We start from the raw sequence: 23,955 nt of genomic DNA on the forward strand, positions 1-23,955 counted from the left end.
GGTGCGTCCGTTCAGGACGCGGTCAGGCCCCCTGCGGCGGCGTTTCGTCGTCGCTGTTGTTGTTACTGGGAGCCCCGCTGGTGACAGGGGGCGTGGAGGCCAGGCCTACATTGCTGATCGTGTTCCAGAGGGCGCGGCTGCCCCCGATGGTCACGTAGGTCTGGCCATCAACTTGCTCGACGGCCCGGGCGAGGCCCTCGATGAAGGTGGTGTGACCCACCTTGGCGCCTGCGGAGTCGGTGGCGGTGATGCGCAGGCTGTAGACCCCGCCGTCGGGCAGCTGGTTGCCCAGGACATTCCTGCCGTTCCAGCCGAAGTCGTGCTCGCCGCCCTTCAGGTTCTGCAAGGCCTGGACGTGAACGATGGTGCCCCTTTCGTCGAGCACCTCGACCTTCACGTCTTGGGCTTCACGGTCGAGGCGGAAGACCCAGTCGGCGGCCTTGTCGGTGAGAGTCGCCTTGTCGGAGACGGCGCGTACGTCCTTGCCGATCAGGCTGACAGCGTCGGCGACGCCATTGCCGGAGGTTCCGACCAGCTGTTTCAGCAGGTCATTGGTCAGCAACTGCTGCTCGACCCCCGTCATCTGGACGATCTGCTGGGTGAAGTCGCCAGAATCCATGGGTGACAGGGGGTCCTGGTTCTTCATCTGCGTCGTCAGCAGGACCAGGAAGGTGTCGAAGCTTTCGGCCAGCCGCTGTCCGCCCACACTGCTCGCGGGGCTGGTCTGGCTTGGGTTGATGGCGGTGGTAACCATGCGAGTTCCCTAGATCCGAACGTCAACGCCAGTCGCCGACAGGCGGGGCTGGTAGGTGCGGGCGGCCGTAAGCGCGGCATCGGCCTCATCGGCCAAACCCATTGCATTTTGGAACGCGCGGCCCTGCCAGGCCTCCCGGTCAGGGGCTTGATCAGCAAACCGGCCGCCGCTCCCTTGATCCTGCGGGGAGCTGAAAGACAGTCCTCCGGACATATCGAAACCGGCCTGCTCCAGGGCCCGCAGCAGTTCGCTCGAGCGGCCGCGCAATTCATGGGCGGCCTGAGGATTGTCGAAGGCCATGGCGGCCGTCAGTCGGCCCTGGGCGTCGATATCCACCCGAACATCGACCTTGCCGAGCCCCTCCGGGGTCAGCTGAATGTCGAAGTGGGTATTGCGGCCCTCAAGCTTGCGGGACACCTGGGCGGCGAGATCGGCGACGGTGGCCGGTGTCGCTGGCAGTCGGCTTGGGTCCCGGATCTCGCTGGTCGTGAGGCTGGTGGCGATCTGCCCTGCGGCGGGAAGGTCGGGACTGTCCAGTTCGGTGCCAGACGAGACTTCGACGGCCGCCGGTTGAATCTCTGATGACGTGGTCTGAACTGTGGCGACGAACGCAGAGTCAGGCTTGACCACGATCGGCGCGCTCGGACCCCCCGTCAGGGCAAAGGGCGAGACCGGAGGGCCGCCGAACACGGGCTTTGCGGGGCCCTTGGCGACGGCAGCCGGCTCAGCGGCTTCGGCCTCAGAATCTGAGGCCTGTTCAACCGAGGCCGCGGCTGAGGAGACCGCGTTGGATTGTGTGGCGCGCAGGCTGGTCATGCCTGCCGCCACAGCGCTCGCCATCAGAGGCTGGGCTGCGGCAGTCTGCCCCGGGGCCTGCGAGGGCGGGACTGCGGCAGGCTGAGCCTGGGTCTGTGGAGGCGCCTCAACCGTCGCCTTGGGACCAGAGGTCGATGGCGCGGAGGTGACAGGCTGGGCGAGGTCGACGGCAGGGGCCTGTGCCTTGGTCTCAAGGGGCGACACTTGCGCGGCCGGGTTGGGCGTCTGTCCGGTCGATGGCGGCGCAGGGGCCAGGTCCGGGGCATCCGGTGCCGCAGGTTCAACCGTTGGCGCAAGGCTCGGAAGCGCGCCGGTCTGCAGGGCCTGAGAGGTCGCCAAGTCTGCAGATGGCGTGATGGAAGCAGCAGGGAGCGCTGCAGACTGCGTTGTGGTGGCAAGCAGCAGGCTCGCAGCCGACAGCTGCGTCTCCAGCGACGGAAGGCCCTCCTCAAGGCCATCGGTCTCTGGATCAACCAGGACCTCGCCCTCGCCCTCGCCGTCTGCGGACTGGGCCAGGAGCTTGCCGCCGGGAAGGGCTTGAGCCTGGGCTTGGGGCTGAGCTTCCCCCGTCACGCCAAGCTGAGCGGCCACAAGTCCGTCAAAACCCTGTGCCGACCCTGCAGGCATGGCGGCACCGGCGACGGGCGCTGGAGCAGGCGGAGCGATGGGCGGCAGGGCAAACGACATGGGTGACCAGCAGGCGGCGCCAGGGTTGGGCGCGATGGAGTGAAAGGCCGGCGCCTGCTGCGCCCAAGGGTTCGTGGGACTGTCAGCAACCTTCACGCCAGTTTCGGAAAACGACTCAAAGTGCTGATAAAAAACAATAAAATAGAACTCAGTCTCACCCGGCGGCTGGCCGTGCAGGCGGAACTTGCCCAGTCGCTCGCCCCCCGCTCGGACGAGTCTGCCGACTTTCACAAAGGTTACCGGGATGGCCGCCGGCAACTGGCACCGGACTTGCGACATGGGAGTGTCTGTTCCGGACCCTGAATGGGTCGGTATTGAAAAGGCTAGGGTTTTTCCGGACCCTCGCGTGCGCGTTTACCTAAAGCCCGGCAGAATGCGCCGGCCACGCAGCGAGGATTGCCGGGTGGAAGGTGAAGGCCATGTCGCTGACAGCGGTCCTTAAGACGGCGAACTCCGGACTGGTGGCCTCTCAGGTCGGCCTGCGCGCGGTCTCCGACAACATCGCCAACGTCAATACGAGCGGTTACGTCCGCAAGATCGTCAACCAGCAGCAGCTGGTGGTCGCCGGCCAGGGGATGGGCGTCGATATCTCCGGCGTCAAACGGGTGACCGACCAGTATCTGCAGCTGGCCACCCTGACCTCAGCCTCTGAATCTGGCCGTTGGGACGCGGTCGCACAGTATATGGACAATGCCCAGAGCCTGTTCGGCGATCCCTCTGGCGATGCCTTCTTCTTTGGGCGGCTGGATGACATCTGGAGCGCTTTCGCCGCCACCGCCAATGATCCGTCCTCTGGGCTGCTGCGCAGCCAGGCCCTGTCCTCGATCGAGGATCTGCTGAATGAGGGCGGACGGATCAACACCGCGCTTGGGGATCTGGGCCGAACGGTGGACACGCAGATCAGCGCCAATATTGACCGGGCCAATGATCTGCTCGACCAGATCAACAAGCTGAACGCCGACATCAGCCGGGCCCGCATGGTGTCCGCCGACGCCTCGGGTTCGGAGAACATTCAAAGCCAGCTGGTCGACGAACTGGCCACCCTGATCAATGTCCAGGTGAGCTCACGCTCCACTGGCGGGCTGATGATCCGCTCCACAGAGGGGGTGATGCTGGCAGGGGACGGGGCGGCGGTCCTGGCCTATTCCCGCACCGACAGCACCAAGGGCTTTATCACCGCAACCACCTCGGCCGGATCGGGGGAGGGCAAGCCCATCACGATAACAGGTGGGGCTCTGCGTGGGCTCATGGACCTGCGGGATGACAAGCTGCCTGGCATCTCCGACCAGTTGGGGGAGTTCCTTACCCGGGCGTCCGACGCCATCAACGCCGCTCATAATGCTGCGAGCACCGTGCCGGCTCAGGCAACCCTAAACGGCCGCAACACCGGGCTTGATCTGCCCACTGCCATCAGTGGTTTCACCGGCGCTTCCACCGTCGCCATTGTCGACGCGGCAGGCCAGCTGACCAGACGGGTGGACATCGACTTCACCGCTGGAACCATGAGCGTGGATGGTGGGCCAGCGGCCGCTTTCACGCCCGCCAACTTCCTGGCCAATCTGAACACGGCCCTGGGTGCCACCGGCTCAGCCACATTTACGAATGGTGCCCTCAGCCTTACGGCTGCCGCCGGCGGGGTGGCTATTGACGAGGGCACGTCGAAGAAGGCTGGGCGCGCCTTCTCTCACTTCTTTGGCCTGAATGACATCGTCCGGTCGTCAGGCTTCACCAACTATGACACCGGCCTGTCCGGGGCCAGCGCCCACGGCTTCACCGCAGGACAGCAGCTGACCATCCGCCTGGCGCAGGCAGATGGAAAGCCGATCCGCGACGTGATCGTCAGCGTTCCTGCTGGCGCGACCATGAATGACTTGGTCGCGGCCCTGAACCACAACGCGACGGGTGTTGGTCTTTATGGCCAGTACGCCTTGGATTCCGCCGGCGCGCTGAAGTTCACCGGCTCCGATCCGTATTACGCCAACACCTCCATCGTGCAGGACAACACGGCGCGGGGGGCCGGCGGGCCATCCATCAGCACCCTGTTTGGCCTGGGCACGGTCGAGCGGACCGGGCGAGCCAACCGGCTATCGGTGGATGCCGCCTTCATCACCGATCCCATGAAGGTCGGGCTGGCCAAGCTCGATCTCAGCGTTCCGGTCGGCCAGCCCGTGCTCTCGCCGGGTGATGGCCGTGGCGCGCTGGCCCTGGCCGCAGCCGGTGATCTCGTGACGCGCTTCGGCGCAGCCGGGGCCCTGGGCGCTGTGAACATGACCGTCTCACGCTATGCCGCTGAGTTTGGCGGCTCCATCGGCCGGGAATCGGCGGCGGCGGACACCCGTCGCTCCAGCGCCCAGGCGGTGAAGACCGAGGCGGTCAATCGGCGTCAGTCGGTCGAAGGCGTCAACCTGGACGAAGAGCTTGTCAGGCTGACCACCTATCAGCAGGCCTTTAACGCTTCGGCCCGCATGATTCAGGCGGCCAACGATCTATTCGACGTCCTGGTCAACATCGTCTGAAGGCTCACAAATGGTTAGTCGCGTCTCAACCAGTGGAAACTACAGCGCTGTTCTGGCCAATCTGCTCTCGGCCCAGCAGCGGCAGATGGACGCTGGCACCAAGGTCGCAAGCCAGAAGAACGGCTCTGACCTCAAGGACTATGCGCGCAACGCTGAGATGCTGACCGCCATGCGGTCGATCGATTCCCGATTGGTGGCCTATGCCGATCAGAACAAGCTGATCAGTGACCGTCTCACCACCCAGGACTTCGCCCTGTCTCAGGTGGCTGATGCCTCCCAGGTGGCCCGCCAAGCGATCGCAGAATCCCTGGCCAGCGGCCGGGTCGACAACTTGATGCAGGACATGCAGGCGGCATTCCGCAACGCCGCCGAAGGCCTCAATGCGCGCTATGGCGGCAAGTATCTGTTCGCCGGCGGGCAGGTGAACACCCCGCCGTTCTCCGCCACATCCCTGAGCGACCTGACCATTCCCGCCACCAATGTCGCGGACTATTTCCAAAACGACAGCTTCATCGCTCAGGCCAAGGTCGACGATTCCACCCTGGTGAACCTGGGCTTCCTGGCGGACGCTTTCGGGACGGGTCTGATGGACGCCTTCAAGGCGATGCAAACCTTCCAGGAGGGGGTGAACGGGCCCTTCGACGGTGAGCTCACTGACAGTCAACGCACCTTCCTCGAGGGCCAGCTGGCTGTCTGGGACGCGTCCTACAAGGACCTGGTGAATGTGGTCGGCCGCAACGGGATGATCCAGAGCCGGGTCGACTCGGTGAAGGAAGACCTTGTGGCCCGGACCAACAGCATCAAGGGGATGATCGGTGAGGTCGTTGACGCCGACATGAGCCTGGCCGTCTCAAACCTGCAGCAGGCGCAGATCTCGGTTCAGGCCGCCGCCCAGGTGTTCGTCACCCTCCAGGAAAGCTCCCTGCTCAACGTCCTGAGATAGGTCGAGGTTAGGGGGCTGTCGTCCACCCTACGGGACGTCTCAAGGCCGAAAGAGAACATCTTGCGAACATAGAACAAAAGGCGTACGACTGAGTCCTGGCCGCCTGAGCTGGGGATCACCCCGGTCGGCCCGACGGAATCATGGGATAAGAGGTCCCCTCAAATGGCACAGTCGGCGTTGAAACTCGTGGGTAAAGAAGAAGGCGATAAGCAGCGCGCGCTCGAAGCGGCGCTGTCTCAGATCGATCGGGCCTTTGGTAAGGGCTCGGTGATGAAGCTGGGGGACAAGGGCAAGATCGTCGAGATCGAGGCCTATTCCACCGGCTCGCTCGGCCTGGATCTGGCGCTCGGGATCGGCGGCTTGCCCAAGGGGCGGATCGTCGAGATCTACGGCCCGGAAAGCTCCGGCAAGACCACCCTGGCCCTGCATGTGGTGGCCGAGGTTCAGAAGGGGGGCGGTACGGCGGCCTTCGTAGACGCCGAGCATGCCCTCGACCCGTCCTATGCCCATAAGCTCGGGGTGAACCTGGATGATCTTCTGGTGTCGCAGCCCGACACCGGCGAACAGGCGTTGGAGATTACCGACACCCTGGTGCGCTCCGGCGCGGTCGATGTGATCGTCATCGACTCGGTGGCCGCGCTGACGCCGCGGGCCGAAATCGAAGGCGAGATGGGCGACAGCCTGCCGGGTCTTCAGGCCCGCTTGATGAGCCAGGCTCTCCGCAAGCTGACCGGCTCGATCTCCAAGACCAAAACCCTGGTCATCTTCATCAACCAGATCCGCATGAAGATCGGCGTCATGTACGGCAGCCCGGAAACCACCACCGGGGGCAATGCGCTGAAATTCTACGCGTCTGTCCGTCTGGATATCCGTCGCACGGGCTCGGTGAAGCAGCGTGACGAGATCGTCGGCAACAACGTCCGGGTCAAGGTGGTCAAGAACAAGGTCGCCCCGCCGTTCCGCGAGGTCGAGTTCGACATCATGTATGGCGTCGGTATCTCCAAGCTGGGAGAGATCATCGACCTCGGGGTCAAGGCTGGCGTGGTCGAGAAGTCCGGCTCCTGGTTCTCCTTCAATAGCCAGCGTATCGGCCAGGGCCGAGACAATGTGCGGGAATTCCTCAAGGCCAATCCCGACATCGCCAACGAGATTGAGAAGGCGGTGCGCGGCGCCACCTCCAAGATCGAGGAAGAACTGCTGGTGGGCACGCCCGAGGACGCCGACGACTGAGTCAGGCTTGCCGCCTGCGTTCCATCTCCACTGACACCGTCGTGACCGCCCGGGCCAGACACCCCCGCCACTATGTGTCTGGTTCCCCTCTGGACCCCAACGCGGTGCCTTGTCTGTGGAGGAGGACGCCCTGGCTCACCGCCGGGGCGTCCTTTTTCTTTGCGGTCGGCGGCAAGTTTCGTAAACGACGCCATACCTCCCCTGCGCGCCCAGGCGCGCGCGTCCTATATGCAAGCCATGTCCAGCCTCAACCAGCTCCGCAGCGCCTTCATCGACTTCTTCAAGGATCGGGATCACCTGGTGATTCCTTCGGCACCCCTGGTGCCGCAGAACGATCCGACGCTGATGTTCGTCAACGCCGGCATGGTGCCGTTCAAGAACTACTTCACGGGTGCCGAAACCCCGCCTGCGGCCCGCGCCGTCTCTGTGCAGAAATGCGTCCGGGCCGGTGGCAAGCACAATGACCTGGACAATGTGGGCTATACCGGTCGCCACCAGACCTTCTTTGAAATGCTCGGCAACTTCTCGTTTGGCGACTATTTCAAGGAAGGGGCCATCGAGCATGCCTGGGCCTTCGTAACCCGGGACCTCGGGCTCGACCCCGCCCGACTAACCGTCACCATCGCCCCCGATGACGATGAAGCTGCCGCCCTTTGGCGCAAGATTGCTGGCCTGCCGGAATCGCGGATCATTCGCCTGGAGGAGAACTTCTGGTCTATGGGGGACACCGGTCCCTGCGGGACCAACACCGAGATCTTCTACGACCACGGCGACCATGTGGCCGGCGGCCCTCCGGGCAGCCCCGATGAGGATGGCGACCGGTTCGTGGAGATCTGGAACCTGGTCTTCATGCGCTGGGAGCAGTTTGCCGACGGCTCGCGCAAGGATCTGCCCAAGCCCCAGATTGACACCGGCATGGGCCTGGAGCGCATCGCGACCGTCCTGCAAGGCGTTCACTCCAACTATGACACTGACATGTTCCGGGCGCTTATCGCGGCAAGCGAGGACGCCACCGGGGTCAAGGCACAAGGGGAGGCGAAGTTCTCCCATCAGGTGATTGCCGACCACCTGCGCGCCACCAGCTTCCTGATCGCAGATGGTGTCTCGCCGTCGAATGAGGGCCGCGGCTATGTGCTGCGCCGGATCATGCGCCGGGCCATGCGTCATGCCCACCTGCTGGGGGCGGCCGAACCTTTGATGCATCGCCTGACCCCGGCCCTGGTGGGGCAGATGGGCGAGGCCTATCCGGAACTGCGCCGGGCTGAGCCGGTGATTACCGAGACCCTGCGCCAGGAGGAGGAGCGGTTCCGTCGCACCCTTGGTCGCGGCATGAGCCTGCTGGAAGAGGCCACCGCCCTGGTGGGGCCTGGCGGAGTTCTGCCCGGTGAAACGGCCTTCAAGCTCTATGACACCTATGGCTTCCCCCTGGACCTGACCCAGGATGCCGTCCGCGCCCTGGGGATGAGCGTGGATCTGACCGGCTTTGACGTGGCCATGCAGCGCCAGAAGGATCAGGCCCGCGACGCCTGGACCGGTTCGGGTCAAACGGCGGCAGCTGGGGAGTGGTTCTCCCTGCGTGAACGGCTCGGTCCCACCGATTTCATCGGCCATGATCAGGGCGAAGCGACCGCCGAGCTGCTGGTGCTGATGAGTGATGGCGTCGAGGTTTCCAAGGCTAGCGCTGGCCAGACCGTGCAAGCCCTCCTTGACCGAACCCCCTTCTACGGCGAGAGCGGCGGTCAGGCTGGCGACACCGGCGAGGTGGAGTGGTCAGGGGGCCGTGGCCGGGTGATCGACACCCAGAAGCAGGCCAGCGACCTGCACGTCCATATCATTGAGATCGTCGCAGGCGACCTCGTTCCGGGAACCCGGGTGCGCCTCGCTCTGGATGCAGCGCGCCGCACCGCAACCCGCGCCAACCACTCCGCCACACACCTCATGCACACGGCCCTGCGCAATGTGCTGGGCCCCCATGTGAGCCAGAAGGGCCAGATGGTCGATGGCGAGCGGATCCGCTTTGACTTCAGCCATGGCCAACCCCTGACTCTTGGGGAGATCGACGCCATTGAAGCCGAGGTGAATGCGGTCATCCGTCAGAACCTGCCGGCCGAGACCCAGAACATGGCACCCGAGGCTGCCATCGAGGCTGGTGCCATGGCGCTGTTTGGCGAGAAGTACGGCGAAGTTGTCCGAGTCTTGAGCCTGGGTGAGGCCCTTGAGGGCCAGGGCGCCTATTCTGTCGAGCTCTGCGGCGGCACGCATGTGGCGCGCACCGGGGATATCGCGCTGTTCAAGATCGTCTCGGAAAGCGGCGTGGCAGCGGGCGTGCGGCGGGTCGAGGCCCTCACCGGTGAGGGCGCGCGCCGTTGGCTGCTGGATCAGGCCCTGGTCTCCCGTCAGTTGGCCGAACAGTTCAAGACCCCGGTGTCGGAGGTCCTTGGCCGTGTCGAGGCCCTCGAGGCCCAGCGCCGTAAGCTGGAAAAGGAACTGGCCGACGCCAAGCGCCAACTGGCCATGGGCGGCGGTGGTGCCCCCCAGGCGGGACCTGAGGAGATCGCCGGGGTCCAGGTCCTGGCCAGGGTCATGGACGGCGTCGGCGGCAAGGACCTCCGGCCGATCGCCGAAGAGTTCAAGAAGCAGGTCGCTGACGGCATTATCGCCCTTGTGGGGGTGGCCGAGGGCAAGGCCGCCGTCACCGTGGCGGTGACCGGCGCGGCCAAGGACCGCTTCAACGCCGCTGACCTGGCTAAGGCTGCAGTGATCGCCATGGGCGGTCAGGGCGCCGGTGGCCGACCGGACTTCGCGCAAGGGGGCGCCCCCGACGGCGCCAAGGCCGAAGAGGGCCTGGCGGCGCTGAAGGCGGCCATCGCCGGCTAGGGCCTTAGGCTCTAGGCCGGTGGGGGGCGGACGCAGGCCAGCTTGTTGCCCTGCGGGTCACGGACATAGGCGGCGTACCAGCCTTCTCCGTACTGCGGTCGCAGGCCAGGCGGCCCCTCACAGATCCCGCCATGGGCCAAAGCCTGGGCATGGAAGGCGTCCACCACATCCGGGGACGGAGCGTGGAAGGCGATCATTACCCCGTTCCCCGCCAAGGCAAGACCGCCGTCGAACGGCTTGCAGATCCAGACCGTATGTCCGCCGGGGTCATCCTCCCGACCATAGCCGGTCCAGTTCTCGAAACTGTGCAGCCGCCCTAGGCCAAGCAGCGACAGGGTTGCATCGTAGAAGGCCTGGGCGGCCGGCAGGTCATTCGCGCCCAGGGTCACATAGCCCAGGCCAGATTGTGCGTTCATCGTCACCTCTCCCATCCGGTGGCCCTTGGCCACGGGGAGAACATAACAGGAACAACTCAGGTGAGGAAGTGGGCCAGCAGGGCCAGAGTGCCGGCGCTGACCACGGTGCCGGCGATCACCGCCTCGGCGGCGCCTCGGGCGAAGACGCCCATGGCGCGGGTCTGGATGAAGACATTGACGGCGGTGGGGCAGGCCGCCAGCAGGGTGGCGGTGGCCCTTAGGTCGGGGGCAACCCCGGCGGCGCCAAGGACCAGCCACACCGCCAGGGGGGCGAGGGCGAGCTTGATTCCCAGAGCCAGGGCCAGGGGCCCTCGGTCCTGACGGCCAGGCCAGCGGCCCTCCCGTCCGATCAACCCCCCCAGGGCGAGAAGGGCCACGGGACTGGCGGTGAGGGCCAGGAAGGACAGGCCTTGATCCAGGGGGCCAGAAAGCTGCGTCCCTGTGGTCGATAACAGCAGCCCAAGGCCGGCCCCCAGTACCGTGGGATTGGCCAGAACGCGCCTCAGGGCGGCGAACACGCCCATCGCAGCAGTTCCCGTCTGCAGGATCGCCACGGCCAGGCCCATCAGCAGGATGAAATCCACCGCCACGATGGCGGCGGCCTGGGGGCGCACGCCTTCGCCCAGGATGGCCACGGCAAGGGGCGCCCCTAGAAAGGCGGTGTTGCCCAAGGCCGCTACCATGGGAAGGCCCGCCTTGGCCTCCCGAGACAGGCCAAGCCGAGCGGCCAGAGCCCATGCCCCAAACAACAGGCCGGTCATGGTGAGGGCGTACAGCCCAAGGGCCAGACCCTGGTCCAGGTCGGGGGGCGGAGCGTCCCCCAGCCAGCGGATCAGCAGGGCCGGGAAGCCGATCCAGAAGGTATAGGCCGACAGACCGCCCGCCAGCCTTGGTCCAATCAGGCCCAGACGACCAGCCAGGGCACCGAGCGCGATAACGGCGAAGAACGGCGCAATGCGCGCAATCAGGTCCAAGGCTGCGCCGGTCTGGGATCAGGCGCCGTCGCCGTCAGGCAGCCGCACATGCACCAGCATCCACTGGAACAGGGCTGTGCGCTGGAAGGTGAAGACCGTGATCGCTTCAGGGCGTTCGGGGGGGTGGACGGCGAAGCGCACCCGGTCGATCCCCCAGAATCTCAGGGTGGGCAAGGGCTCGCTCAAGGCGGCGGTCAATCCCGCCAGCCCCTCTGGCGTGGGCGGTTCGGGGGGCGCAGTGCCCGGCATATATCCGCGGGTCAGGTCATAGAGCCCTTCCGGGGCAAGATAGGGCTCCAGCCGGGCTGGCATGGGGGCCAAGGGCTCCAGGGGTTCGGTAAAGGGCTCCAGCGCCCGGCGCATGGCACCCATGGGATCCCGCCAGATCTCGGCGGCGGGGGACTCATTGGCCGGGAGGTCTGGCCGGGCCGGGGCCTGGACCTGATCGCGCAGGCTGGCCCGGACCGCGCGCGCATCCACCATCTGCGCCAGTCCAGCCACGTCATGGTCACGGGCATTGGCCTTCAGCGCCCGGAACGCAAACCAGGGTGCCAGGGTGAAGGCCAGGCCGAACAGGACCAGGCTGAGCACGAAAATCTGAAACAGCTGCCGTCTGACCATGGGTCGGTCGGGTCCCCTCGGCCGGGTTCGCCGGACGCCTGATGACCCTAGCACGGCTCCCCAGCGGTCGCCATTTTCCTCGCCTGAGAGGGGCGTTAAAGCCTGCAGGGTCTAAAGGGGGAAGATGAGGTCGGAGACGTCCTCCGACCTCATTTGAAACATCGGCCTAGGCTTGACCCGCCAGGGCCTTTTCGAGGTTGGCGGCCACCTTGTCGATGAAGCCTTCGGTGGTCAGCCAGCCCTGGGTGTCGCCCACCAGCAGGGCGAGGTCCTTGGTCATGGAGCCGCTTTCGACGGTGGAGACGCAGACCGCCTCCAGGGTCTTGGCGAAGTGGTCGAGGGCGTCATTGCCGTCCAGCTTGGCCCGGTGCTCCAGGCCCCGGGTCCAGGCGAAGATCGAGGCGATGGAGTTGGTCGAGGTGCTCTCGCCGCGCTGATGCTGACGATAATGGCGGGTGACAGTGCCGTGGGCGGCCTCGGCCTCCAGGGTCTTGCCGTCCGGCGTGATCAGCACCGAGGTCATCAGGCCGAGGGACCCGAAGCCCTGGGCCACCTGGTCAGACTGCACGTCGCCATCATAGTTCTTGGCCGCCCAGATGAAGCCCCCGGACCACTTGAGCGCCGAGGCGACCATGTCGTCGATCAGACGGTGCTCGTAGACGATGCCGGCGGCCTTGTACTGCGCAGCGTACTTGGCCTCATAGATCTCGGCGAAGATGTCTTTGAAGCGGCCGTCATAGGCCTTGAGGATGGTGTTCTTGGTGGAGAGATAGACCGGGTACTTGCGGTTCAGGCCATAGGCCAGGCAGGCCTCGGCGAACTCGCGGATCGAGTCATCCAGGTTGTACATGGCCATGGCCACGCCCGAGCCTGGGTAGTTGAACACTTCGCGCTCGATGACATCGCCATTCTCGCCTTCCCAGCGGATGGACATCTTGCCCTTGCCCGGCACCAGGAAGTCGGTGGCCCGGTACTGGTCGCCGTAGGCATGACGGCCGACGATGATCGGCTGGGTCCAGCCGGGGATCAGGCGCGGAACGTTCTTGCAGATGATCGGCTCGCGGAAGACCACGCCGCCGAGGATGTTGCGGATGGTGCCGTTGGGCGAGCGCCACATCTGCTTGAGGCCGAACTCCTCAACCCGGGCTTCGTCCGGGGTGATGGTCGCGCACTTGATGCCGACGCCGTACTTCTGGATCGCCTCGGCGGCCTCGATGGTCACCTTGTCGTCGGTCTGGTCCCGATACTCGATGCCCAGGTCGTAATAGGCGATGTCGATGTCGAGGTAGGGGAAGATGAGCTTGTCCTTGATCATCTTCCAGATGATCCGGGTCATCTCGTCCCCGTCGATGTCTACGACGGGATTGGCGACTTTGATCTTAGCCATAGGCGAGGGGCGCTCCGTGGCGGAATTGAGGGGTTGAGGCCGTATACAAGGCCTGCGCCGGGGCGCAAAGCCAGGATGGACGCAATCGTATCTGACACCAGAACGTCATGGCCTGCTGTTAGTTAGGCGCTGATGAATTCCCCGGTTCCCCGTTCGGCCCTGATCGGGGCGCCTGTGCTGCTGATGGTGGCCGAACCCTGGGACTATGACGGGCCCCATGGCCGCGGACGGATTCGGGGACAGATCAGCAATTTCCGTAACTTCGGCCCAGACTTGGGACAGAGCCTGACCATTTCGGTGGCGGGGTTGCGGGTTGCTGGCGCTCCAATTGAGCGTCTGACCGCCTGGCCCTTATTCCCAAGCTCGGCGGATATTCTGCAGGCGCTTTGCGAGCGCCGGGCCGCGCCCGTCAGGGTCTATGGCGGAGAAAACAGCAGCGTTCGGCTGCGGGGGGCGATTCGGCGGCTGGGACCTGGTCGCCCCGATGGGGTCCATGAGGGCGCTCGCCCTTAGATGCCTGAGGTCGTGCGATCAGCGCGCTGCCACCACCACCGCGCGGGCCAGGTCGGCGATGACCGCCTCGCGCTCAGGTTCAGACAGGGTCGATCCGGACAGGAAGACCGCCACCACATACTGCCGCCCATCCGCCAGGGTGATCAGGCCCATATCATTGGTGGCGGGGTTGAGCCCCTGGTCGGTCCGACCTGTGCCGGTCTTGTGCGCCAGCCGGGTGCCGGCCGGCAGACCTGCGGCCAGGCGATTGGCGCCGGTGGGGGTGTCTTCCATGATCTTGAGCAGCCGGGCTGTGGAGGCCTCTGACAGCAGTTCGCCCCGGGCCAGCATGGCCAGGAACAGCAGAGCATCCCGGGGTGTGGTGGTGTCACGGGGGTCGCTGAGATGTTGCGCCATGGCGGCGCGCCGGACCTCCGGCGCTGTCGCTGCCAGGGCTTCTCGGTAGGCCGCCTCGCTCTTCCAGATCGGCCGGAAGGAGTCGAGCCCGGCGACTTCAGGCTGCAATTGCCGCTCATAGCGGTCGATGCGCATGTGGTCGATGCCGTGGCTGCGCAGCCATGCCGTGACGGCACCCGGGCCGCCGATACGGCCCATCAGGACATCTGCGGCGGTGTTGTCGCTGCGCCCGGCGCTGAGGCTCAGGAGCTCTGCCACCGTGTAGCTAAGCCGCCCTGGATAGGCTTGTGACACGGCGCTGAACGGCGGCGAGAGGTCTTTGTCGCCGACTGTGAGGGTTTCTTCCAGGCTCAGCCGGCCAGCATCCACCTCGGCCAGGACAGCGGCGGCCAGGGGGGCCTTGAAGACGCTTTGCATGGGAAAGCGATCGCTGCCGTTGATGGCCCACAGTTCACCGTTCTCCAGGTTCATCACTGCGGCACCCAAGCGGGCCGGCGCGGTCCGAGCGGTCAGATCCGCGCCGGCCTTGTCCAGGTGATGGGCATCCAGGGCCGGGGTGGTGGAGACCGTCTGCGGCAGGTCGGGGTCACAGGCTGCCACCATGAGCACAGCCATCAGCAGGAGAACTTGTTGCATCATGAAATGCTCCGGACAGCAGCGAACCTCTTGCGCGCCGCTGCCCCTAGGACCCAAAACCCGCAGATGACCTTAAGTTCCTCAACCGCGCCAACCATTATCCTGTCCGCCCCGCAGTTGGCCGAGAACATCGGGGCTGTGGCCCGGGTGATGGCCAATTTCGGTCTTGAGGACCTGCGCCTCGTCAATCCCCGTGACGGTTGGCCCCAGGAGCGTGCCTGGGCGTCGGCCTCGGGCGCTGACTGGCCCCTGAACGGTGCGCAGGTCTTTGGCAGCGTGGCCGAGGCCGTCGCCGACCTGAAGGCTGTGCTGGCCACGACCGCCCGTCCAAGGGAGCTGCAGCTGCCGGTGATCACGCCCCGGGAGGCTGCGGCCGATCTCGCCAGCCGGGTGGCGGTCGGCCAGAAGGTTGGGCTCCTGTTCGGTGCCGAGCGGGCTGGGCTGGAAACTGCTGACGTGGCCCTGTGTCAGGCGGTGGTCACAATCCCGGTAGACCCGCGGTTTCATTCCCTCAACCTTGCTCAGGCCGTGGCCTTGACCGCCTATGAGTGGCGTCTGACCCAGGACGCGGGTCCACCGCCGCGCTTCCGTGACGCCCCACCGCCGGCCGATCAGTCGGCAATGATGGGTCTCTATGGCCACCTGGAGTCGGAGCTGGACGCCGCCGGCTTCTTCCACCCGCCGGAAAAGCGCCCGTCGATGATTCAGAATCTGCGCTCAGCCTTGGGCCGGGCCAATTTCAGCGATCAGGAGGTCCGTACCTTCCGCGGCGTGGTGACAGCCCTGTCGCGGGGTCGGGGTCGGGTCCTGGACAAGCTGGCCCGCCAGAAGGCTGAGCGGGAGGCCGGGGGCGATCTTGAGGGGGCCTAGCCTTGACGCCTGGGCGACTTCCACAGTCATTGGCGATCAATAAGAACCAAGCGTAGGACGGGGAGCGCGCGATGTCGGAACCAGATCTGAAAACTGCGGCGATGAAGGCTTGGCTCTATGGCCTGCCGCTGATTGAAATCGCCGCCACCCGGGCCCGCAGCCTGTCCTTTGGCCAAAGCCTCAACACGGTGGCCCACGTGCGCGCCCTGGCCACCCCGAAGCACCGGGCGGTGACCACGCCGAACAACGACACGCTCTACTCGTCGGCGCAGTTGGACCTGTCTCAGGGGCCGGTGACGCTCAGCCTGCCCGCCACGGGGGACCGCTATTTCTCCCTGGCCCTGATGGATGCCTATTCCAACAATTTCGCCATTCTGGGAACGCGAACCACGGGCCCGAACGGTGGGACCTTCACCCTTGTGGGCCCCAATGCGGCGGCCGAGGGCGCGCACGTGGTCCGTTCGCCCACCAACCATGTCTGGGCCCTGGCCCGGATCGTAGTCTACAGCGCTTCTGACCTAGAGAGCGCCCAGCAAGTGCAGTCGGGCCTCTCAATCCAGGGGCCCGCCGCCCCGCCGCCCCCGGCGCCGGTCAAACGCAGCGCGTCTTGGCAGGAGTACTTCACCGCCCTGTCGGCCCTGATGGTGGCCAATACGCCGCCGGTGACCGACCGCGCCCTGCTGGAGGAGATCGCGCCCCTCGGTCTCGGCGCGGGCTTTGATGCCACGCGCTTTTCCGACGCCGAGGCCGCTGAGATCGAGGCTGGACTGGCGGAGGCCAGGGTGGCGGTCCGTCGCGGCGGTTTGACCGGCGACACCTTCATCGACGGCTGGTCCTACCCTAGCGCCACTCTTGGGGACTTCGGCCAAAACTATCATTACCGCGCCGCCGTAGCCTTGGGGGGACTGGCGGCCCTGCCACCGGTGGAGGCTTTGTACATGCGCGCCCGAGGAGACCAGCCCCGGGCGCTGTATGACGGCACGAAGGCCTATCGCCTGCATTTCCCGGCCGGCCGACTGCCGCCGGTGCATTCTTTCTGGTCGCTCAGCCTCTACGAGGCCACGGACGAGGGACAGTTCTTCTTCGCCGACAATCCCTTGGACCGCTACGCCATCGGCGATCGGACCGAAGGCCTAGTGATCAATGCCGATGGCTCCCTGGACATCTGGATCGGCGCCGAAAGCCCTGGAGAGGACCTGGAGAGCAACTGGCTGCCAGCGCCGGCGGGGCCCTTCGCCCTGTTCATGCGCACCTATCTGCCCAAGGCCGAACTGCTTGACGGCGTCTACCGGCTGCCGCCCATTGAGGCGCTGACCTGAGGCGCGATGCAGAACCAACACACGGTGCCGAGCGGTCCGCCGCGTTGCGCCTTTGCCCCCAAGCTCCTGGAGATTGCCCGTGGCCCTGTCTGACAATGTTCCTTCTCGCCGGGCCCTGATGGCCGGCGGCGTCGGCCTTGCCGCCCTGGCGGCCCAATCGGCCTCTGCGGCTGATCTCAAGACCCCTGCGGCGGGGGCCAGCGTCATGGCTAGCCACGGTCGCTTCAAGGACAAGGTGGTTCTGATTACAGGTGCCACCTCGGGCATCGGTCGCGCCACGGCCAAGGCGTTTGCCCTCGAAGGGGCCAAGGTGATGTTCTGCGGTCGTCGAGCCGGGCTTGGCCAGGAGGTGCAGGCCGAGATCCGGGCCGCTGGGGGAGAGGCGACCTTCAAACAGGCTGATGTCCGGGTCGAGGCCGAAGTGGCCGCCCTCGTGGCCGCCTGCGTTGAGACCTATGGCGGGCTCGATATCGCCTTCAACAATGCCGGGATCGCGGGGCGCGCCGGGGACATGGGGGCGGCGTTCAACTGGGCGCTGCATGACGACATCATGGCCACCAATGTCGAAGGTGTGGTCCGCTGCATCAACCATCAGGTTCCCGCTCTGAAGGCTCGGGGGGGCGGGTCTATCATCAATACGGCCTCGGTGCTCGGCTATGTGGGCTCAAGTCCGGTGATGTCCTACGCCATGTCCAAGGCCGCTGTGCTCAGCCTGACTCGCTCAGCGGCCCTGCAGCTGGCCAGTGACAATATCCGGGTGAACGCGGTGTCGCCTGGCCCCATCGATACGCCGATGATGGGGGGTGGGGCGGCCCAGGCCTCTGGGGCCCGGACGCCGGCAGGCCGCGCCGGTCAGCCCGAGGAAGTGGCCTTTGCCGTCATGTATCTGGCTGATGCTGCGGCCAGCTATGTCACCGGCGAAGACTTGCGCGTCGATGGGGGCGTTCGCGCCTGATTTTTCAGCAGCAGGGCCCAGGCTCCACCGCGCTTTGCGCGAGTTGATCTTGGACCGACACCCTGTGGGTGTGACATCTTGTCTCTGTGGATAACCTGGCGTTAGGGTTCCGGCCTTGGGGGAACGCCAATGAAGACAATCGCGGTGATTTCGCGGAAAGGCGGGGCCGGCAAGTCCACGGTGTCGGTCAATCTTGCCGCCGCCCTAAGGGAGGCTGGCCAGAGAGCTTTGCTGGCTGACGCCGATCCTCTGCGGTCCTCCAGTGAAGCCCTGCGTGCCAATAGCCTTGCGGTGGTGGAAACCTCGGCCTCAAAGCTGTTTGCCCTGGCCACCGCCTCCAGCCGGAGCGGCGGGGAGGTCCTGGTCATCGACACCCCGGCCTCACCGGAAGCCGACATCGTCGCCGCCATCAAGGTGGCCGACCTCTGCCTGGTGGTGACCCGGCCGACCTATCTCGATCTGGCCGCAGCCCTAAAGACGATTGATCTTCTGCGGCAGCTCCGCGCGCCGGGCCTGATCGTGCTCAATCAGTGTCCGTCTCCCCGGCAGGGCCAGGAATCGCGGGTGGTGGCGGGAACCCTGGATGCCCTTAGGTTCGCCGGCATTCCGGTTTCCCCAATCGCCTTGCGGGTTCGTCAGGCCTATCAGGCGGCCCTCTCCTGCGGTTTGGGGGTCACCGAATGGGAGCCAGCCGGCGCTGCGGCCGCCGAGACCCGCGCCCTGGCTGACCTGGTACGTGGTCGCCTGCGGGGCGAGACCTCCACCCTGAAGCCCGCCAACGACTCCCTGATCCCCGAGCCTTTAATCCTCGCCCAGACCTGATGCCGGTGGGGGTGTGGCCCCTTCCCAGCGCCTTGACTCTGACCTGGCACCCCGCCATACACCGGCCCTTCCCACCGGCGGTTCACCGCGCGGTGCGTGATCTATTACGGGTGATGCGGACCCCGCCGTTGAGATCGCGCTTCCACTCTTGGAAGCGCCGGGCCGTGTCGAAGATGAAGAGTGAACAATGACCAAGCGTCATTCCGCGAAGTACAAGCTCGACCGCCGTATGGGCGAGAACATCTGGGGCCGCGCCAAGTCGCCGGTGAACCAGCGCTCCTACGGCCCTGGCCAACATGGCCAGCGTCGCAAGTCCAAGGTTTCTGACTTCGGCCTGCAGCTGCGCGCCAAGCAGAAGCTGAAGGGCTATTACGGCAGCCTGACCGAAAAGCAGTTCAGCCGCACCTATACCGAGGCCGCCCGTCGCAAGGGCAACACCTCGGAGAACCTCATCGCCTTGCTGGAGTCGCGCCTGGATGCGGTGGTCTATCGCGCCAAGTTCGTGCCGACCGTGTTCGCCGCCCGTCAGTTTGTGAACCACGGCCATGTCCTGGTGAACGGCAAGCGCGTGAACATCCCGTCCTACCGTGTGAAGGCTGGCGACGTGGTCGAGGTGCGTGAGCGTTCGCGCAACATGGCCCTGGTGCTGGAAGCCATGGCTTCGGCCGAGCGTGAAGTTCCTGACTATATCGAAGTCGACGCCAAGGCCCTGTCGGCCAAGTTCATCCGCGCCCCGGAGCTGGCCGAAGTGCCCTATCCGGTGAAGATGGAGCCGAACCTGGTGGTCGAGTTCTACGCCTCCTAAGGCGTCTATCTCCTTCGACTTCAAAAGGGCCCCGGAGCGATCCGGGGCCCTTTCTCGTGTCGGTGGCGCCCGCGAAATCATGCAATCAGTGATCCGTCAGTCCGATGCGTTCCTGGCTGGAGCTTATGGTTGACCTCGCATCCCGATCTCACTATTGCGCCATTCAGTCCGGGCCCCTCTGGTCGCGATGGCGGTCGCGATGATGTCGGATTTTCTCTCTCCAGGCGCCGACGCAGCGCCGTGACTTTGAGAGGTGCGGGGTCCCATGGACGCGCTCATGCAATTTTTTATGTCGCCTTTCCTCGGTCAGGCGACGTGGCTCTGGCTGCTGTTTCTCGGGATCGTCCTGACGGTGCTGACCCTCGACCTGGGGGTCTTCAACAAGAAGGACCATATCATTGGCCCGGCCGAGTCGGTGAAAGCCGCTTCGGCCTATATCGCCCTTGGCCTCACCTTTGGTGCCTGGGTCTGGTATGACCTCGGATCTCAGAAGGCCATTGAGTATTACACAGGTTATGTGCTCGAGCTGACTCTGGCCCTCGACAATGTCTTTGTCATCTCGCTCATTCTGGCCTATTTCGCTGTTCCGCGTGAGCTGCAGCACCGGGTGCTATTCTGGGGCATTCTTGGCGTGATCGTGCTGCGGGCGATCATGATCGGGCTTGGCGCCGCTCTGGTTTCAAACTTTGCCTGGGTTCTCTATATCTTTGGCGCCTTCCTGCTCTTCACCGGTCTGAAGATGCTGAAGGATTTCTTCACCGAGGACGAAGAATCCGCCAAGGACTTCGGCGACAACGCGATCTTGAAATTCATCCGCGGCCGGATGCGGGTGACCGACGACTTCGTCGGGTCCAAATTCTTCGTGCGGCAGGCCGACCCCGCCACGGGCAAGCTTGTGCTGTTCGCCACGCCCCTGTTCCTGGCCCTGGTGCTGGTGGAGTTCGCAGACCTGGTCTTCGCCATCGACTCGGTGCCGGCGATCTTCGCCATCACCCAGGATCCGTACATCGTCTACACCTCGAACATCTTCGCCATCCTGGGCCTGCGGGCGCTCTATTTCGCCCTCGAGAACGCGGTCCATCGCTTCCACTATCTGAAGCTGGCCCTGTCCCTGGTGCTGGTGTTCATTGGCTTCAAGGTCTTTGCCGGCGACCTGTTCTTCGGCGGCAAGTTCCCGGCCCCCTGGTCGCTGGGCATCACGCTCAGCCTGTTGGCCGGCGGTGTGATCTTCTCGCTGCTGAAGCCCAAGCAACCCAAGGGCGGGATCGAAGGCGTCTGATTATTGGGCCTCAGGCGGCTCGCCCACCGGCGGGCCGCCTGAGATCTCACTGTGATCTCTGTCTTCAAGGTCGTGGTTTTGTAGGTCGGCCCTTTTCTATCGATGCGGGTTGTGGCCGAGTGGCACCATGACACGCCGTTTCCTGATGATGGCCTCGGTGGCCGCCCTCCTGGCCAGTTGCGCCACGGTTCCGCCGCCGCCAATCCTGGTGCCATCTGGCCACCCCTTGGCCGAGTTGGAACCGCTCTACGCCGCCGACGCCGGACGGCGGAGCCTGACCATTACGGTTGCGTCCAAGGGCTGCACCACCAAGGCCGACTTCGCCTTCTATGTGGAGCGGCAAGGGGAGGCGGTGACGCTCGCCTTCGGCCGAAAGCGCGTCGATGGCTGTCAGCGAACCAACACGGAGCCGGTGGCCCTGAGCTTCACCTATGCCGAACTTGGCCTGGCATCTGGCGATCCTGTCTTTCTGCTCAACCCCTTGGTCGCCCGTCGAGGATTCTAGCCGGTATCTGCGCGGATCTGACGGTTCCTTAGACCCCGTCTGGCGCTTACCAGGGCCAGGATGACGAGCACCGCTGCGAGGCCCGCCAGGCCGAAGGCGAGGACGGGAAGAAAGACCGCCAGCAGGCTGAGCAGGCCAGACAGCACGTCCTCCACCAGAGACATGACCGGGTTGCCCAGCCCCCCAGTTGTGGCCGTGGAGATGGGGCGGGCCGCCGCCCGGCTGCCATGGAAGCCCCCAGCCACCACGAGGCCCGCGATCGCCGCAACGGCGGGATGGAGGTCTGTGAGTACGTTCTGCTGACTGGCGAACAGGATGGCGCCGGCCACAGGGGCGACCAGGGCGCCGATCCCGTGCCAGACGCTGTCCACTGCGGGGACCTTGTCGGCGACAAAGTCGACGACGGCCATGGCCCCGATGATCCCGAGCACCCAGGGCTGGGTGAGGACATCAAAGGGCTCTGCCAGGCGGATGAGGTCGGTGTAGCGCGCCACCAGACCAACCGTGAGCAAAGGCACGAAGGCGTTGAAGCCCGCCGCACTGGCCAGGCCAAAGGCCGAAAAGAGACTGGCGAAACCGTCCATGATCGCCTCCTGCGGCGACCATCATGACGCAAGGCTGGCCCTGTGCGAAGCCTCAGCCGAAGCGGGTCACCATATCGGGCGGTACCCGTCGAGGTCGGCCAGTGTCGCGGTCAATCAGGCACCACACTGTCCGCACCTGGGCGCACATGGCCCCATCTGGCCCGTCTATGCGGACAAAGCGGTCGAAGCGGGGCCCCTCGGCCTTGTCCGACACCCAGGTTCGACCAAGGGCGGTTTCGCCCGGCAGCAGGGCGCGGCGATAGTCCACCTCGTGGCGAAGGGCGATCCAGGCCATGGCCTCGGAGTCCTCGGGCCGAGCGGTGGACGCCCAGTGGGCGACCGCCAGATCTTGAGCCCAGGCGAGATAGACCACGTTGTTCACATGGCCGTTGGCGTCGATATCGGCCGCGCTGGGGGTAAAGCTGCGGGTAAAGACCCGGCGCCCCTCCGGCGGCTCAATGGCTCGACTCACGCGGCCAGCACACCCTGCTCGCTGAGGAAGGGCTTCAGCTCGCCGCTCTGGAACATTTCGCGGACGATGTCAGAGCCGCCCACAAATTCGCCCTTCACGTAGAGCTGCGGGATGGTCGGCCAGTCGGTGAAGGTCTTGATGCCGTCACGCAGGGAGTCGTCCTGCAGGACGTCGACGCCGACGAAGTCCACGCCCAGATGGTCGAGGATCTGCACCACCAGGCCCGAAAAGCCGCAGCGGGGCTGCTCGGGAACGCCCTTCATGAACAGCACGACCTGATGGTCCTGCAGGGTCTTGGCGATGAAGGCGTGGGCGGGATCGGTCATGGCCTCGCTCATGGGAACGGCCTTTCGGTGAGTGAGAGAGTTTCAGTCAGACAGCTAGGGAGGCGCAGGGGCCGGGTCAAGCCGCGCTCAGGCGGGCTGATCCTCCGGATCGCTGTCAATGCGCGCCATTTCGATCTGAGCGGCGATGCCAGGGGGCAGTTCCCGGTCTGGGACCGCGGCCAGACGTTCGATCACCTCAGGGCGGTAGGCTTCGAACTGCACGCAGGCCAGGGCTGGTTCGGTCAGGGCGTAGGCCAGGCAAAGCTCATCGGCCCGCCAGTTGCGGGTTTCATGCAGGAAACCATAGCCGCCACTGGGAAGATGAGGGGTGCGGCGCCATCGGAACAGGGAGCCCTTGGGCTTGTCCTGGCTCGGATCACGGCAAAGCTCGGCCGGAAAGGCGTCAAACCCGGTGATGGTCATGTTCCGCTGGGCTGCCTCTCGAATGCGTCGACGGACATTCCAGCCCGAGGTGAGGTTGAAGGGGGACGACAGGGCGTCGAAGGCACCGCTGGCCACGGCCTGATCCACGACAGCACCGACACCCGAGACGCCCAGCTCGAGGGTTAGGCCGGCATTGCGCACATCCTCCAGCAACCGCGCGCCCTCGGCCGTCAAGGTCGCATAGGCCGCCTCGTCCAGGGTGAGCAGGTCGAAATAGGCCGCCCCGGTCTGCGCCAGTCCGGCTCGGACCGCCAGCTCGATCGCCCTGGCGTCGGTCGGTGTTCGCCCGTCACTGGTAATGCGCCAGGCCACAAACAGCAGGCGTCGCTCGACGCTTTCCAGGCCCTGGCGGAAACCTGCGGCCAGCGGCTCCACGCCGGCCTCGACCTCGAAGGCGTTGATGCCACACTCCATGGCGCTGACCGTGAGGGCGCGCCAGGCCTCCGCCGGGACCCGTCGGCCCTGGTCTCGTAACAGCAGGCTCAGCACCGAAACGGCCTTGCCGGATAACCCGAAGGGACGGTAGCGCATGCCCTCTCAGCCTAGCTTGGAACGGATGTCTCAAGGGCAAGCGCATGCAGTTCGCCGCCCATCTTGCCCTTCAGGGCGGCATAGACCAGCTGGTGCTGGCGCACCCTCGGCAGGCCCGCAAAAGCAGGTGAGACAATCCGCGCGCGATAATGGTCGCCGTCGCCGGCCAGATCCTCGATGACGATCTGGGCGTCGGGGAAAGCCTCACGTAGGGAGGCTTCCAGGTCGGCCTGGGTCATAGGCATGGGTAATCGCTCTCTACTGACGATCTTTATCG

At 65.4% G+C, this 23,955-nt stretch carries 24 protein-coding genes; 12 read left to right on the forward strand and 12 right to left on the reverse strand.

The annotated features are described in order from the left end of the window. Positions 1-22: 22 nt before the first annotated feature. A complete protein-coding gene (locus tag MH112_RS12615) occupies positions 23-754 on the reverse strand; it encodes a flagellar hook assembly protein FlgD (protein WP_296568263.1) in 732 nt (243 codons plus the stop codon). Between the two features lie 9 nt (positions 755-763). Next, positions 764-2,536: a flagellar hook-length control protein FliK gene (locus tag MH112_RS12620; protein ID WP_296568265.1), complete on the reverse strand. Its 1,773-nt coding sequence runs from the start codon at positions 2,534-2,536 to the stop codon at positions 764-766. 140 nt (positions 2,537-2,676) lie between these two features. Between MH112_RS12620 and flgK the strand changes: the two genes are divergently transcribed. The 4 genes from flgK (at position 2,677) to alaS (ending at position 9,823) form a co-directional block, all read left to right on the forward strand. After that, on the forward strand, positions 2,677-4,773 hold the full coding sequence (flgK, locus tag MH112_RS12625) for a flagellar hook-associated protein FlgK (RefSeq protein WP_296568267.1): 2,097 nt from the start codon (positions 2,677-2,679) through the stop codon (positions 4,771-4,773). A gap of 10 nt (positions 4,774-4,783) precedes the next feature. Next, entirely contained in the window at positions 4,784-5,716 is a 933-nt protein-coding gene (locus MH112_RS12630; protein WP_296568269.1) for a flagellin, read from the forward strand. A gap of 162 nt (positions 5,717-5,878) precedes the next feature. Next, positions 5,879-6,946, forward strand: a complete 1,068-nt coding sequence (recA, locus tag MH112_RS12635; RefSeq protein WP_296568270.1) for a recombinase RecA — start codon at positions 5,879-5,881, stop codon at positions 6,944-6,946. Between the two features lie 237 nt (positions 6,947-7,183). After that, positions 7,184-9,823: an alanine--tRNA ligase gene (gene alaS, locus MH112_RS12640; RefSeq protein WP_296568272.1), complete on the forward strand. Its 2,640-nt coding sequence runs from the start codon at positions 7,184-7,186 to the stop codon at positions 9,821-9,823. Between the two features lie 11 nt (positions 9,824-9,834). On the opposite strand, the gene MH112_RS12645 is transcribed toward alaS, so the two are convergent. The 4 genes from MH112_RS12645 to MH112_RS12660 all read right to left on the reverse strand — a co-directional run bounded on the left by MH112_RS12645 (position 9,835) and on the right by MH112_RS12660 (position 13,221). Beyond that, complete coding sequence (locus MH112_RS12645) at positions 9,835-10,239, reverse strand: VOC family protein (RefSeq protein WP_296568273.1); 405 nt, start codon at positions 10,237-10,239, stop codon at positions 9,835-9,837. A 56-nt stretch (positions 10,240-10,295) separates the two neighbouring features. Continuing rightward, the gene (locus tag MH112_RS12650) at positions 10,296-11,213 is read right to left on the reverse strand and encodes an AEC family transporter (RefSeq protein WP_296568274.1); all 918 of its coding nucleotides are present in this window, start codon (positions 11,211-11,213) and stop codon (positions 10,296-10,298) included. An 18-nt stretch (positions 11,214-11,231) separates the two neighbouring features. Continuing rightward, positions 11,232-11,834 (reverse strand): DUF2939 domain-containing protein, encoded by a 603-nt coding sequence (locus MH112_RS12655; RefSeq protein WP_296568275.1) that lies wholly within the window; start codon positions 11,832-11,834, stop codon positions 11,232-11,234. Positions 11,835-12,000: 166 nt separating this feature from the next. Beyond that, positions 12,001-13,221 (reverse strand): NADP-dependent isocitrate dehydrogenase, encoded by a 1,221-nt coding sequence (locus tag MH112_RS12660; protein ID WP_296568276.1) that lies wholly within the window; start codon positions 13,219-13,221, stop codon positions 12,001-12,003. A 132-nt stretch (positions 13,222-13,353) separates the two neighbouring features. On the opposite strand from MH112_RS12660, the gene MH112_RS12665 reads away from it, so the two are divergent. Next, a complete protein-coding gene (locus tag MH112_RS12665) occupies positions 13,354-13,734 on the forward strand; it encodes a hypothetical protein (RefSeq protein WP_296568277.1) in 381 nt (126 codons plus the stop codon). Positions 13,735-13,752: 18 nt separating this feature from the next. On the opposite strand, the gene bla is transcribed toward MH112_RS12665, so the two are convergent. Further along, positions 13,753-14,769 carry a class A beta-lactamase gene (bla, locus tag MH112_RS12670; RefSeq protein ID WP_296568278.1) on the reverse strand — a complete coding sequence of 339 codons (1,017 nt, stop codon included), beginning with the start codon at positions 14,767-14,769 and terminating at the stop codon, positions 13,753-13,755. A 63-nt stretch (positions 14,770-14,832) separates the two neighbouring features. On the opposite strand from bla, the gene MH112_RS12675 reads away from it, so the two are divergent. From MH112_RS12675 to MH112_RS12705, 7 genes are all read left to right on the forward strand, one after another. Then, positions 14,833-15,636, forward strand: a complete 804-nt coding sequence (locus MH112_RS12675) for an RNA methyltransferase (protein ID WP_296568279.1) — start codon at positions 14,833-14,835, stop codon at positions 15,634-15,636. 71 nt (positions 15,637-15,707) lie between these two features. Continuing rightward, a complete protein-coding gene (locus MH112_RS12680; protein ID WP_296568280.1) occupies positions 15,708-16,955 on the forward strand; it encodes a DUF1254 domain-containing protein in 1,248 nt (415 codons plus the stop codon). 79 nt (positions 16,956-17,034) lie between these two features. Next, positions 17,035-17,910: an SDR family oxidoreductase gene (locus MH112_RS12685; protein WP_296568281.1), complete on the forward strand. Its 876-nt coding sequence runs from the start codon at positions 17,035-17,037 to the stop codon at positions 17,908-17,910. 129 nt (positions 17,911-18,039) lie between these two features. Continuing rightward, the gene (locus MH112_RS12690) at positions 18,040-18,732 is read left to right on the forward strand and encodes a ParA family protein (RefSeq protein ID WP_296568283.1); all 693 of its coding nucleotides are present in this window, start codon (positions 18,040-18,042) and stop codon (positions 18,730-18,732) included. 187 nt (positions 18,733-18,919) lie between these two features. Continuing rightward, positions 18,920-19,537 carry a 30S ribosomal protein S4 gene (rpsD, locus tag MH112_RS12695; RefSeq protein WP_296568285.1) on the forward strand — a complete coding sequence of 206 codons (618 nt, stop codon included), beginning with the start codon at positions 18,920-18,922 and terminating at the stop codon, positions 19,535-19,537. A gap of 277 nt (positions 19,538-19,814) precedes the next feature. Next, positions 19,815-20,816 carry a TerC family protein gene (locus MH112_RS12700; RefSeq protein ID WP_296568287.1) on the forward strand — a complete coding sequence of 334 codons (1,002 nt, stop codon included), beginning with the start codon at positions 19,815-19,817 and terminating at the stop codon, positions 20,814-20,816. Positions 20,817-20,943: 127 nt separating this feature from the next. Continuing rightward, on the forward strand, positions 20,944-21,321 hold the full coding sequence (locus tag MH112_RS12705) for a hypothetical protein (protein WP_296568288.1): 378 nt from the start codon (positions 20,944-20,946) through the stop codon (positions 21,319-21,321). On the opposite strand, the gene MH112_RS12710 is transcribed toward MH112_RS12705, so the two are convergent. From MH112_RS12710 to MH112_RS12730, 5 genes are all read right to left on the reverse strand, one after another. Then, the gene (locus MH112_RS12710; protein ID WP_296568290.1) at positions 21,318-21,905 is read right to left on the reverse strand and encodes a DUF4126 domain-containing protein; all 588 of its coding nucleotides are present in this window, start codon (positions 21,903-21,905) and stop codon (positions 21,318-21,320) included. The two genes, MH112_RS12705 and MH112_RS12710, sit on opposite strands and share 4 nt — an antisense overlap. Positions 21,906-21,957: 52 nt before the next feature. Then, positions 21,958-22,377, reverse strand: coding sequence for a thioesterase family protein (locus tag MH112_RS12715; RefSeq protein ID WP_296568292.1), 420 nt, complete (start codon positions 22,375-22,377; stop codon positions 21,958-21,960). Next, positions 22,374-22,715, reverse strand: a complete 342-nt coding sequence (grxD, locus tag MH112_RS12720) for a Grx4 family monothiol glutaredoxin (protein ID WP_296568294.1) — start codon at positions 22,713-22,715, stop codon at positions 22,374-22,376. The genes MH112_RS12715 and grxD overlap by 4 nt, the downstream gene beginning before the upstream one ends. Positions 22,716-22,790: 75 nt before the next feature. Further along, positions 22,791-23,678, reverse strand: a complete 888-nt coding sequence (locus MH112_RS12725; protein ID WP_296568296.1) for a hypothetical protein — start codon at positions 23,676-23,678, stop codon at positions 22,791-22,793. A gap of 11 nt (positions 23,679-23,689) precedes the next feature. After that, positions 23,690-23,923, reverse strand: a complete 234-nt coding sequence (locus tag MH112_RS12730) for a BolA family transcriptional regulator (protein ID WP_296568298.1) — start codon at positions 23,921-23,923, stop codon at positions 23,690-23,692. Between the last annotated feature and the right edge of the window lie 32 nt (positions 23,924-23,955).

Source organism: Phenylobacterium sp. (assembly GCF_022402485.1).
Taxonomy (GTDB): domain Bacteria; phylum Pseudomonadota; class Alphaproteobacteria; order Caulobacterales; family Caulobacteraceae; genus Phenylobacterium.